We start from the raw sequence: 11351 nt of genomic DNA, 5'->3' as shown, positions 1-11351 counted from the left end.
ACCTTCTCGCCACAAATACGCTGCGCCGCGGGGGGGGGGTTTTCCCCTCTCCCGTCCCCCCCCCCACCGCAGGCCGGGCTGCACACTGCTGCGCATGAGTAACCCACTCGATGTGAAGCAATGGGCCGACCGTTATGTCGCCCAGTGGAACGAGCCCGATCCGCAGAGGCGGAGCGCGCTCATCGGCGAACTGTGGGCGGCCGACGGGATCCAGGTGCTGGTCGACCCACCCCAGCAGATCCGCGACGCCGCGATTGAGCTCGCGTTCCCCCTGCCACCGCTGGAGGCCCGCGGCCATGATGCCTTGAACGCCAGGGTGACCCGTGCCTACGAGATGTTCGTCGCCTCGGGCGAGCACGTCTTCGAGGCTGCCGAGGAGGCGTTCCTCCTGCTGCCCAACGTGCTCGGCATCCGCTGGTCGATGGTTTCGACCAGCACGGGCGAGACCGTCGGCGGCGGCCTGGACATCCTGGCCCTGGACGGCGATGGCCGACTCCGCACCGACCACCAGTTCATCGGGGGGATGTGATGCGCTACACCAAGATTGCCCGCACCGCAGACGGTGGATCGGCGTTCGAGGACGGCGAGATCATGCTCGAACAGAGGCATGTCGCCGATGGGGTGCCGGCCATGGCGGTCGGCGGGATGCGGTCGAGTGGCGGCGTGCAGTTCCTGCGCAGCGCCGCGTTCGACAGCACCGCGCATCCGGCGCCACGCGAGCAGTGGGTGGTGATGCTGCGCGGGATGATCGAGGTGACAGTCAGCGACGGTAGCCGGCGCCGCTTCGCCCCCGGCGACCTGGTGCTCGCCGCAGACGCCACGGGAATGGGGCACGTCACGACGGGCGTCGGCGACCCACCGTTCGAGGCACTGTTCATCCCGGTCTGACCGGCAAGGTCGGCCTGGCCGAAGGCCGAACGCCTGGAGGGGCGAGCGGTGGCGGACGATCGCTGGCGGGGGGATCGACCTCGGTGCGCGTACGCCAAGGGCTCGAGAAGCTCGGGGACCGGCCGCACCCGCGTGAGGTGCCGCGACTGGCGCTCGCGGAGATGCTCCCCCTGCACGCCGACGCCCGCGCGACCAGCCGGATGAGCGCCGCCTACGTCCTGGAGGCGCTGCACGACCCGGCCGTGCACGAGCAGGCACGCCGCGGCCTCGTCCAGGGGCGGGCCCTCGTCGAGCAGGTGGTCCGCCAGGCGATCGCCGACGGGCACATCGACCCCGGCCGCGACCCGGCGACCGAGACCAACCTGCTCCTCGCCCTCACCGGCCTCACCTCCCTGATCGAACTCGACGTGATCGGGCCCCAGGACGCGCTCGCCGCGATCGACGTGCATCTGGACCGGCTGTTCAGGAGTACATGACCGCCCGTCTTGCGGCGTCAGTCCGACAGCCAGTGCAGCTCCTGCGCCAGGGTTCTGGCGACAGCGCGGATGCGGCGATGCAGCGGCCACTGCTCGCGTGGGAGGACCAGGTGGATCGTCAGGCTGGGCGCGCCGCGCAGTGGTCGCCAGGTGAGACCGGCCGGCTGTACCGTGACCGCGGCTTCTCCGGCCGGGGCGAGGGTGACCCCGTCGCGCAGGTCGCGCTGTGACATGTCGTAAGAGACCGCGGGCGTGTGGAAGCGAGGGTGTGGCCTGGCGTCCTGGAAGAGCGCGGACAGCTGATCGTGGATCGCGGGGTTGGCCGCACGGTCCGGGAGCCTCAGCGGGTACGCGGCCGCATCGGCGATCTCGATCTCCGGGTGTTCGGCCAGCGGATGGTGTTCCGCCAGCTGGACTCCGATGCGCAGACGCCGCAGCAGGTACCTGCGCACGCCGCGGCCCGGTTGTTCGCCGCGGGTGATCCCGGCGTCGAGGCGGCCGTCGGCGACCGCGGGGGTGATCTCCGGTGTCGCCATCGGGACCGCGCCGACCTCGAGTCCGCTGGCGCCGCCCATCAGCCTGTCCACCAGTGCCGGTACCGTTTCGGCTCCGGCACTGAGGCTGTATCCGATGCGCAGCGTGCCCAGTTCGCCGGCCGCCGCGCTCCTGGCGGTGTCCCATGCCCGGTCCAGTGCCGCCAGCGCGGGCGGTGCGGCCTCCGCCAGAGCCGCACCTGCCGCGGTCAATTCGACGCTTCGCGTGTTGCGGACCAGCAGGGGCGTACCGAGCTCTGACTCCAAACGGCGCATCCGGGCGCTGAGCGCGGGTTGTGCGATACCGATGCGGGCGGCCGCGCGGGTGAAGTTCAGCTCCTGCGCCAGCACCAGGAAGTACCGCAGGCTCACCGTGTCCGGCGCCACGAGCCCTCCCCCGCCGATTAATAACGATTCGTTCTGAGTCTAGCCCGAACTGGTCTTTCCCTCGGCCGCACATCAAGCCCTAACCTGCGCATATATCGATTGATCTGCGTGTCCAATCGGAGTCGGACGTGTCCGGCCCAACACAGGAGGTTTCCATGGCAAAGGGCTACTGGGTCAGTGTCTATCCCGACATTACCGACCTTGAGCGGCTGACCGCCTACGACAAGCTGGCCGGTCTGGCTGTCCAGGCCGGGGGCGGGCGTAACCTTGCCCTCCTCCCGTCCCGTGGCGGCCGGATCGTCGCCCGCGAGGCCGGAGTACGCAACGTGTCGTGCTGATCGAGTTCGACAGCTTTGAGCAGGCCGTCGCAACGTACGAGAGCGAGGCGTACCAGAAGGCGCTGGTGGCCCTCCCCGACGGCTTCGAGCGCGACTTCCGCATCATCGAAGGCGTCGACTGACCGGCTGGCCCGATGGAGCCGAGTCGCTCCGATCACCTTTGGTGATCTCGCGGTGCCATGTCGGAACGTGCTGCGGCGTGGGCGGGCGGCACCCTGGCCGTGATCATCGCCCGTGAGCTCGGTGACAGGCACGGTGAGGGCGTCGCTCTCACCAACCTCGGCGAGGCCACGACGACCCGGCATGACAGCAGGCGATCACGCCGGCGGCGAGAGGAGGCGGTGGCGGTTCAGCCAGCCGGCGATGGCCTGGCCGATGGCGTGGGGCTGGTCCTCGGGGGCCTGGTGGCCTGCCGGTCCGATGCCTTCGATCTCGAGGGCCGCGATGTGCCGGCGGGCCCAGTCCACGATCTGTGGGGAGGCGATGCCGACGCCGTCTTCGACCGTGAGGAGCAGTTTGGGCACCTCTGGGCTGGTGGCGAGCCATACGCCGTAGGCGTCCATGCGTTCGGCCACGTCAGCAGGTTCGCGGTCGAAGGGGATCTCGCGCGGTCACTGGAGCAGCGGGCGGCGGGATGACGGTCGGGGTAGGGCGCGCGGTAGACGTCGTGGTCGTACGGGCTGAGGCCGGTCTTGATGGCGAAGGGGTGGGGCAGGGCGTACTCGATGGCGGCGTTCTCCTCCAGCAGCAGCCGCTCGCCAAGGCCGGGGGTGCGCAGCGCTCGGGAATGGTCGATCACGTCCTGCGGCAGTTCGGCCCACATCTGCGGGCGCAGGAACGTCTCCAGGAGGGCGATGCCGCGCACCTGGCCCGGGTGGCGGGCGGCGCGGTCCATGGCCAGCGCGCCGCCCCAGTCGTGGCCGACCAGGACGGCCTCCTCCAGCCCCATCGCTTCGAACCACGCGTCCAGGTAGCGGGCGTGGTCGGCGAAACGGTAGCCGATGTCCGGTTTCCCTGAGGCGCCCATCCCGATCAGGTCGGGAGCACGTACTGTCGCTGACCGAAGCGGGCCGCAGCGCCCTGGACGGCATGCGCCACGCCGTCGCCGCCCGAGACGCCCGGCTCACCGGCGCGCTCACCGGACATGAGAGGCGGCGCCTCACCACGCTCCTGAGCACGATCGTCGCCGACGACGGGCCATCCGCCATCCGCAGCATCGAGCACCTGATAGCGCAAGCCCACTATCGGCTGCGTCGTCTCGGCGATCACCGGCTGGCGGCGTACGGCCTGCGTACCCGCCACTTCGCCCTGCTGCCGGCCCTGGACCGGCTCGGCCCCTGCCCGCAGGAGCAACTGGCGCGATACCTGCACCTGACCGAGCCGGCCACCGCCTCCCTCATCGACGAGCTGGTGCAGGCCGGCATCGTGTCCCGCGGCCCACCGGTGATCGGGCAGGTCTTCGGGTGCGCTGTCATCGGGGTCTGCAGGACGACGTCGGTAGCGTGCGCCCCGATCGTGGCGAGGTCCGGCGTCACCTCGTACGGGAAACCGCCCTCTTCCAGGGCGAACAGCCGGCCCGCGTGCGTGATCAGGTGGGTGTTGGCGGTGGTGACGCGGTGGTCGATCCGGCCGGTCTCCTGGTTGAAGGCGAGGGCGAAGCGGGTGTCGCCCGCGAGACGCAGCGGCACGGTTTCGGACATGCTGGAACTCCTGTCGGCGTGGGGTGGAGACGCCGACAACCGTGCCGGAGAAGGTCCGTGGACGACAGTCTTGTTCTTACCGCCGGCCTCAGCCGACCGGCGAACCCCAGGCGAGAGCCGCCTCAAAAACCCTGGCTTTCCTGGCGCAGGCGCTCGCGCCAGGGATGTGTGCTGTGCGTCATCTCCAGCGCCTCGTCCAGCCAGCGCCGCTGCCCATCGCTCAACAGCGGGAGGACCATCTCGAAATCGGTCTCGTCCTTCGGTCGCAGGCCCTTGGACTTGTAGAGCAGCTGCACCTCTGGGGCAAGCCGGCGGAAACCGTCCTCCTCGACGGTCAGCCCGGCCAGCGGGCGGCGGATCCGAGGGTCACGCCGGTAGATCCATTCCTCTCCATCGGTCTCGTCCAGCATGAGCTGGAACCGCCACGGCCCCTCCGGATGCTCGCGCACCCAGATGTCGTGCGCCTGCTCGGGCAGCACCGCGTCCAACGCCCATGGCCGCAGCGTCTGGGCCACGGCCGCGACGTGGACGTCCCAGCCGTTCAACAGCCGCCGCACGGCGAGCTGGTCCCGACGCGGCAACGCGATGTCCACGTCCCCATGGTCGCGATACGAATGACCCACGGCCAGCTCGATCGCGTACCCGCCAGCTACCCACCACGGCGCCGCCAGCCCGCGCATCAGCGCGACGATCTCGCCAAGCGGTGCGGCGTCCCAGGGCCCCCACGGCGTCTCGATCCTCATCATCCGAGAATCATGCATGATCGCAGACCTGTCGTCGCGCTCGTAGGTCCTCCGGCCTGAGAGAACGCAACGTTCCATGGGCATGCGCGGCTTGCGATGGCCGACCTCACCGTGGCGGCAGCAGCGAGGCGCTGGTCAGCGGGGGCTCGTCCCGAGTGGTCCATTGGCCGTTCCAGGGTGGAGACCTTCTTGCCGTCCGGCACCTCAGGGTCTCCACCAACTCAGCTCGCATCGGCGCCGGCGTGGCCTACGGTCGACCACCTGGGGCGCGTCGTAGAAGGCGCCTCCTCAAAGGGGATCCTGGCCGGAACGGTGACCATGCCTCCCCCGATCGTCCAGCGCGCCGGCGAGCGCCTCATGGGCGACCCAGCGTTCGGCTTCGTCCTCAAGGGCGATCCGGACCAGCCGAATCCCCACGTTGCCTCTACTGGAGGGGCTCTGGGTGAGATGCCGCAAATGACGGCATGACGCGTATTCGGCCCAAGATCTGAAGCTTTCCCCCGCCAATCGATAGTCGGCACGCCTGGTCGGATCCCTGCGCCATTCGACGATCTCGTGAACGTTGCCGCAACAGTCATGGATGTCGTGGGGCGAACGTCCGGCGGGGAGCGTTCCCACAGGTTGAAGCCGTCCTCCCTCGGGCCAGGAGTACGTGAGGTTCGCCCTGTGCGGATCCGGCGGCTCGGAGCCCCAGGGAAACGCGCTCTCCTCGCACCCCGCCAGCGCGACCCACTCGGCAGCCGTCGGTATCGCCCACATCTTCCCCGTTTGGTAGGCCACGTCATTACAACGCTTGAGCAGCTGAGCCAGGTGCCTGGTCAACGCCTCGTCCGACACGGGTCGCGGTAGTTCGATGAGGTAGGGATAGCCCGCCCTTCCCTCTGGGAGTTTCAGGTCGGGCAGCAGACGGGCCGCGTCGCCCATGGTCAGGGGATACCGGGTGGCTTCGAACCGATAGCGGCACAATGCGCCGGGAGGGACATCCCTGAGGTCTCTGGCGAAGTCGTATCCGTCGGACGGGTTGTATGTCCGCGCGAGGCTGCGAAGCTTGCCCAACTGGTGCCGCAGCTCGGGCTTGGCGCTGCGGGGCAGCGCGCGCTCCTCGGTCACCAGCGCCTGATGGAGCTTCTCGCGCAGGACTCGGTCGTCCCGAACCACCCTGAAAATCAGGCCGATGACCGAGGAGAAGCGGGTGGAGGAGCCCTCGGCCTTCTCCAGAGAGTTGTGCACCATCTCCTCGATCGGCCAAGCCGTACGAGGTCCCGAAGCGCCCCGCCGCAGGAGATCGAAGAGCGCCGACCAGACCATGCTCAGCTGTGTCGTCCGGGTCTCGTCGTCGCCTTTGAGGATCTTCTGGCTCTGCTCGATGAGCCATAACCGCGAACCGGGGTCCTGCTTGGCAGGACGCACCACCATGTCCGCGGCCAGCACCGCCAAGAACTCCTTCGCCGAGGCGACGCGTACTCCAAGCCCGTGAAAGCGGGGAACCGCCTCCACGACCCCGTCCACGGCCAGGATGTCCTCGATCATCGTGAGCACGTTCCGAAGAACGTCGTCCTGGGCGTCGCCGGGCCATGTCGGCTCACCCCGGAGGATGGCGACGGGCGCGGGATGATTCTTCAGCTCGTAGCGGGCCAGCAGGACTGTCAGAGGAAGCCTCAAGTACAGCTTGTCGCTTGCGGTCGCGGACGTCGGCGAGGTCGACAGGCCTTCTATCCGGCTCCAGGCCGCCGTCCACTGTCTCGCGACGGCCTCTGGTTGCCCGCAAGCGATCACGCAGCAGAAGAGCCCCTCGCTGCTCGGGTAACGGCCGCCCATGATGTATTCGTGCAGCGAGGAGTGACGGTACTTCGTCGTGATCGACGTGTTCGTCTTGAGCCGCCGCTCCATCTCCCGGAAGGACGGCTTCCCACTTCGGATCCAGAGCCGGCGCAGGAGCTGTCGTAGATCGTCCCTTGTCCTGGCAGCCGCCAGGTCAAGATCGTCAGCCTCCATGCGACCCTCCGACTGTCCAGCATTGTCCAGCCCTGTCCCACAGCATAGAAGATTGACCAACTACGTCAGGAGATGTCCATGGCCCTTCTGGACGTCGCCTTCATGGGCTGACCTGGAGACATCACCCCCACCAAGACGAGGAGGGCTTCTGTGCAGGAGAACTGTCCCCACACCAAGTGGTACTGGCGGATCCGGATCGCCCTGGAGTTTGTCAAGCTGGCGTTGTGGACGGCTTTCCAGTTCGTCTGGCGTTCGTGGCTCTAGGGCAGGCGACTTCGATCCGTCCCGACGGGTGAATCGGGCCGCCTGGGCCGAGTCGGACCGGTGCTCGGTCCACCGCCCAGGCGGCAGTCAGCTGGGACTCGCGCCTTCGCCGGCAGGCGACGGAGATCAAGCAGTCGACGCCGCCCGAGGAGCGAGGGCCGTTCAGGGCTACATGGCCGACCTGTGAGGTTCCGGCGGAGTCCGCGCAGCGGATCGCTCAGGGAAGCCGACTGCTGAACAGGTAGTTGCGGCGCCGGTGGTCTATCGCGTCGGTCCGCTGCCAGCGGCCGCGCCGCCAGATGTACATGCGGTATCCCATCCTCAGCAGCGGCTCCGTCACATCGGTCGCGCTCATGCCGTACTTGTCGAGATGACGGTCCTCGATCTCCAGCAGCAGATGGGGCCGATGGCGCTCGATCGTACGGCGCCCGCCTTCCAGGACCGCCGACTCGAACCCCTCCACGTCCACCTTCATGAAGTCCACCCACGGAATCCTGCGGGTCTCGCACACGTGGTCGATGGTGTAAACGGGCACCTCCAGGGTCCTGCCCCGGGAATCATCCGGACGTTTCACCCCCACCTGCAGGTGAGCCCAGCCGTGGTTGGGCAGCCCGAACCGGTACGGCAAGCGGAGCCGCTGCCGCCCGTTGGAGGGGCCGAGCGCGGCATTGGTGGTGATCACGTGGTGGGCCCCCGCGGCCTGCCGCGCCGATTCCAGGATCCGGTACGGCAGGTGCAACGGCTCGAAGCTGTGCACCCGCCCGGTGCGCCGTACCAGGCGGGCGAGGGGAAAGGTGTACATCCCGTAGGCGGCGCCGATGTCCAGGCATATGTCGCCACGCCCCACGAGGTGCGCCAACCCCCGCAGTTCGGACTCCCGGGAAAGCGTACGGGCCACCGCGGCCGCCGTCGACAATCTGATCATGCCGGCGACGGTAGGAGTGAGATCGGCGCACGCGAATCACCCTCAGGAGCGCAACCGCCTGCTCCGCCGTGCCTCTGTGGAGTGACGCCCGGCCACCACCAGGCCGCTCTCATAGGCCAGCACCACGGCCTGCGCCCGATCGCGCAGGTGGAGCTTGCCCAGGATCCGCCCCACGTGAGACTTGACGGTCTCCTCCGCGATGGTCAGGTTCCGCGCGATGTCGGCGTTGGACTGGCCGTCGGCGATGAGCTTCAGCACGTCGAGCTCGCGGGGCGTGAGCACGTTCAGCCGCAGCGCCTCGCGCTCGTCGATCGACTGCCTGCTCGTGAACTCCTCGATGAGCCGCCGGGTCACCGACGGCGCCAGCAACGCCTCCCCCGCGGCCACCACGCGCACCGCGCTGATCAGATCGGCCGGCGGCGCGTCCTTGAGCAGGAAGCCGCTGGCCCCGGCACGCAGCGCCGTGTACACGTAGTCGTCGATGTCGAACGTGGTCAGGATCACCACCTTGGTGGCGGGAACGCTCTGGACCACCCGCCGGGTGGCCTCCAGCCCGTCGAGACGCGGCATGCGGACATCCATGAGCGCCACGTCCGGCCGCGTCCTTCGGGCCAGGTCCACCGCCTCCAGGCCGTCCGCGGCCTCGCCGACGACCGCGACGTCGGGTTGCGCCGACAGCAGCGCCGCGAATCCTCCCCTGACCATCGCTTGATCGTCCGCGACCAGAACGGAGATCACTTCTCCCCCTGAGGCAGTACGGCCCGCACAGCGAAACGCCCGTCGGCCAGCCTTCCCGCGAACAGCTCGCCACCCGCCAGCGTCACCCGTTCGCGCATGCCCACCAGCCCGTACCCGGCCCCGGGCGCCGACTCCGCCCCCGCCTCATTGACCACCTCGACCACCAAGTTCGGGCCGTCCAGGGCGATCGTCACCGCTGTCTCGGCACCGTTGGCGTGCTTGATCACGTTGCTCAGCGCCTCCTGCACGATCCGGTACACCGTGAGCGACATGGCCTCGCCGACCTCGGGAGCGTGCTCCGGCAACTCCAGGTGGACCGGCGTGCCCGCCCGCCGCGCCGACTCCACCAGCTCGGTCAGCCCGTCGAGGTTCGGTTGCGGAGCTGTCAGCGGGTCGTCCCGGTCGCCCCGCAGCACGCCGAGGAGTTGCCGCAGCTCCGTCAGCGAGGTGCTCGCGGCGGCGTTGATGTCGCGGAACTCCCGCAGCACCTCCTCCGACACCACGCCCTTGACCCGGTACGGGGCCGTCGAGGCCTGCACCGCGATGACGGACATGTGATGAGCCACCAGATCGTGCAGCTCACGGGCGATGCGCGCGCGCTCCTCCAGCAGCCGCCGCTTGCCGTACTCCTCCGCGACCCGCAGGGTGCTAAGACGCCGCATCCTGTAGCCGTGCCCGATCATCGTCACCGCCAGCAGCCCCAGGCTCCAGCTCACCATGGCCGGCACCACGTGCGGCGACTCGAGCCGTAGCCAGAGCACTGACAGCACCCCCACGGCCAGAGTGGTCAGGAACGCCACGGCCGTGACCCGCCGCGCGGACACCAGCGCCAGCGTGAACATCACCGGCGTCTGTGTCACCGACTCGCTCAGGAGCCAGGGCCGCCAGTCGGCGACGCTGAGCGCCGTCGCCAGGAGGAGCAGCCCCAGCATGAGCCACCACGCGACCATCGGCCGGTACCACGCCACCACCACCGGCAGCCCGTACAACGCCCCGAACAGCGCCCCGGGGACGCCCGCCCCGAGAACGACCGCGAACGTCCATCCGTTGAGCAGGGCTGCCAATCCGGCGGCGACGACGTACAGATGCCGCGGCACCATGGGCTTCTCCGGGTCGGCCGGGGAAGCGGGCACCCGAGCGCGATGAGCGCTGGAGACGATGCTCAACACGCCCACAACCCTACGTGATCATGAATGCGGCACCGGAGACGGCGTGTCACCGTTCGGTGAGCTGGGGCGTTCCTGGAGGATTCTGACGCTGGTCGTAGGCTTCACGTGCCTTGAGCAGGTGCGGAAGATGCTGCTCTGCCCAGACGCGGCAGGCCGCGATCGGTTCGAGCAGCGTGCGGCCCAGGGGCGTCAGCTCGTACTCGACCCGGGGCGGGATCTCCAGGTAGGCGGTACGGGTGATCAGCCCGTCGCGTTCGAGCGCCCGCAGCGTCTCGGTGAGCACCTTCGGCGTGATCCCGCGGAGCGGGGTGCGGATTTCGGTGAACCGGCGAGGGCCGTGCTCAAGGCAGATGATGACCATCGCCGACCATTTCTCGCCGACCCGGATCGGCATGACGCTGGAGGGGCAGGCTGGGTCGAACATCTCAGGGTCGAGTGGCGCAGTCACTACCCTGACGCTAACTGAGTACCGTTGAAGTAACAAGTACCTCATGGATACCGTTCCTGAGCAGCGGCGGGCGACCTTGCCCGCCGGAGACGACGGAGGGTCCAGATGGGGAAGATCGCTGTTTTCGGTGCCGGTGGCCGGGCCGGCCGCGCGGCGGTCGGCGAGGCTCGCCTGCGAGGCCACCAGGTCACCGCGGTGGTCCGTGATCCGGCCAAGTACGGCGACCTGGCGGCCGACGGGGTGACGGTCGTGGCGGGTGACGTCACGGATGCGGACGGCGTCGCCGCGGTCGCCGACGGCCACGATGCGGCGATCAGCGCCGTCTATGACGCCGAAGCGTCGCCTGACGGCTTCTACGTCGGCGCCGCCACGGCGCTGCTGGACGGATTGTCCCGTGCCGGGGTCGGCCGGTTGCTGGTGGTCGGTCTCGGCACCCTCTTGGAGACCGAACCAGGGGTGCGGCTCATGGACACCGACGCGTTCCCGCCCGAGTATCGGCCGCTCTCTGACGGCCATGCCGCAGGACTGCAGATTCTGCGCTCCACCGCCGGCAGCCTCGACTGGGTGTACGCCAGCCCCACCGGAAACTTCGACCTCGACGGGCCGCGCGTCGGCCACTACCGGATCGGTGGCCCCGCGGGCACCGGCCTCATTTCCTACGCCGACTTCGCCATCGCCCTGCTCGACGAGATCGACCATCCCAAGCACCACCGCACCCAGATCGCTTTCACCAACTGATCCCGCGAA

General features: G+C 68.9%; 15 protein-coding genes and 3 pseudogenes. 7 read left to right on the top strand and 11 right to left on the bottom strand.

All coding sequences use genetic code 11. The features are described from left to right. The first annotated feature begins 94 nt into the window (after window positions 1–94). The 3 genes from AB0K12_RS39665 to AB0K12_RS39655 all read left to right on the top strand — a co-directional run bounded on the left by AB0K12_RS39665 (window position 95) and on the right by AB0K12_RS39655 (window position 1364). Window positions 95–529, top strand: coding sequence for a hypothetical protein (locus AB0K12_RS39665; protein WP_364572830.1), 435 nt, complete (start codon window positions 95–97; stop codon window positions 527–529). Then, window positions 529–888, top strand: coding sequence for a hypothetical protein (locus AB0K12_RS39660; protein ID WP_364572828.1), 360 nt, complete (start codon window positions 529–531; stop codon window positions 886–888). The genes AB0K12_RS39665 and AB0K12_RS39660 overlap by 1 nt, the downstream gene beginning before the upstream one ends. An 83-nt stretch (window positions 889–971) precedes the next feature. Beyond that, complete coding sequence (locus AB0K12_RS39655) at window positions 972–1364, top strand: TetR family transcriptional regulator C-terminal domain-containing protein (protein ID WP_364572826.1); 393 nt, start codon at window positions 972–974, stop codon at window positions 1362–1364. Window positions 1365–1381: 17 nt separating this feature from the next. Here AB0K12_RS39655 and AB0K12_RS39650 read toward each other — a convergent pair whose 3' ends face one another. Further along, a complete protein-coding gene (locus AB0K12_RS39650) occupies window positions 1382–2284 on the bottom strand; it encodes a LysR family transcriptional regulator (RefSeq protein WP_364572824.1) in 903 nt (300 codons plus the stop codon). Between the two features lie 155 nt (window positions 2285–2439). Between AB0K12_RS39650 and AB0K12_RS39645 the strand changes: the two genes are divergently transcribed. Further along, window positions 2440–2622, top strand: a complete 183-nt coding sequence (locus AB0K12_RS39645) for a hypothetical protein (RefSeq protein WP_364572822.1) — start codon at window positions 2440–2442, stop codon at window positions 2620–2622. Then, window positions 2616–2744 carry a DUF1330 domain-containing protein gene (locus AB0K12_RS39640; RefSeq protein ID WP_364572820.1) on the top strand — a complete coding sequence of 43 codons (129 nt, stop codon included), beginning with the start codon at window positions 2616–2618 and terminating at the stop codon, window positions 2742–2744. Before AB0K12_RS39645 ends, AB0K12_RS39640 begins: the two co-directional genes overlap by 7 nt. A gap of 195 nt (window positions 2745–2939) precedes the next feature. Here the strand turns inward: AB0K12_RS39640 and AB0K12_RS39635 are convergent, their stop codons facing one another. The 3 genes and pseudogenes from AB0K12_RS39635 to AB0K12_RS39625 all read right to left on the bottom strand — a co-directional run bounded on the left by AB0K12_RS39635 (window position 2940) and on the right by AB0K12_RS39625 (window position 3891). After that, complete coding sequence (locus AB0K12_RS39635) at window positions 2940–3197, bottom strand: hypothetical protein (RefSeq protein WP_364573094.1); 258 nt, start codon at window positions 3195–3197, stop codon at window positions 2940–2942. 134 nt (window positions 3198–3331) lie between these two features. Beyond that, window positions 3332–3649, bottom strand: a pseudogene (locus AB0K12_RS39630) (alpha/beta fold hydrolase); the annotation flags it as partial. Window positions 3650–3654: 5 nt separating this feature from the next. After that, window positions 3655–3891, bottom strand: coding sequence for a hypothetical protein (locus AB0K12_RS39625; RefSeq protein ID WP_364572818.1), 237 nt, complete (start codon window positions 3889–3891; stop codon window positions 3655–3657). On the opposite strand from AB0K12_RS39625, the pseudogene AB0K12_RS39620 reads away from it, so the two are divergent. Further along, a pseudogene (locus AB0K12_RS39620) lies at window positions 3793–4002 on the top strand (transcriptional regulator); the annotation flags it as partial. The gene AB0K12_RS39625 and the pseudogene AB0K12_RS39620 overlap by 99 nt on opposite strands. Before the next feature lie 71 nt (window positions 4003–4073). Here the strand turns inward: AB0K12_RS39620 and AB0K12_RS39615 are convergent. From AB0K12_RS39615 to AB0K12_RS39585, 7 genes and pseudogenes are all read right to left on the bottom strand, one after another. Continuing rightward, window positions 4074–4322 (bottom strand): annotated as a pseudogene (locus AB0K12_RS39615) (carotenoid oxygenase family protein); the annotation flags it as partial. 122 nt (window positions 4323–4444) lie between these two features. Next, window positions 4445–5068: an amino acid transporter gene (locus AB0K12_RS39610; RefSeq protein WP_364572816.1), complete on the bottom strand. Its 624-nt coding sequence runs from the start codon at window positions 5066–5068 to the stop codon at window positions 4445–4447. A gap of 285 nt (window positions 5069–5353) precedes the next feature. Further along, window positions 5354–7060 (bottom strand): hypothetical protein, encoded by a 1707-nt coding sequence (locus AB0K12_RS39605; protein WP_364572814.1) that lies wholly within the window; start codon window positions 7058–7060, stop codon window positions 5354–5356. A gap of 481 nt (window positions 7061–7541) precedes the next feature. Then, complete coding sequence (locus AB0K12_RS39600; RefSeq protein WP_364572812.1) at window positions 7542–8249, bottom strand: FkbM family methyltransferase; 708 nt, start codon at window positions 8247–8249, stop codon at window positions 7542–7544. Window positions 8250–8291: 42 nt separating this feature from the next. Then, window positions 8292–8987, bottom strand: a complete 696-nt coding sequence (locus tag AB0K12_RS39595; RefSeq protein WP_364572810.1) for a response regulator transcription factor — start codon at window positions 8985–8987, stop codon at window positions 8292–8294. After that, window positions 8984–10156, bottom strand: coding sequence for a histidine kinase (locus AB0K12_RS39590; protein ID WP_364572808.1), 1173 nt, complete (start codon window positions 10154–10156; stop codon window positions 8984–8986). The genes AB0K12_RS39595 and AB0K12_RS39590 overlap by 4 nt, the downstream gene beginning before the upstream one ends. Window positions 10157–10202: 46 nt before the next feature. Next, window positions 10203–10604 carry a helix-turn-helix domain-containing protein gene (locus AB0K12_RS39585; protein WP_364572805.1) on the bottom strand — a complete coding sequence of 134 codons (402 nt, stop codon included), beginning with the start codon at window positions 10602–10604 and terminating at the stop codon, window positions 10203–10205. Between the two features lie 105 nt (window positions 10605–10709). On the opposite strand from AB0K12_RS39585, the gene AB0K12_RS39580 reads away from it, so the two are divergent. Next, a complete protein-coding gene (locus AB0K12_RS39580; RefSeq protein WP_364572803.1) occupies window positions 10710–11342 on the top strand; it encodes an NAD(P)H-binding protein in 633 nt (210 codons plus the stop codon). Window positions 11343–11351: the final 9 nt, after the last annotated feature.

Origin of the sequence: Nonomuraea sp. NPDC049419, from assembly GCF_040676995.1 — a bacterium.
Classification (GTDB): Bacteria; Actinomycetota; Actinomycetes; order Streptosporangiales; family Streptosporangiaceae; genus Nonomuraea; species Nonomuraea salmonea.
Note: the sequence above shows the minus strand (reverse complement) of the source record. Positions and strands in the feature narration are given on the sequence as shown.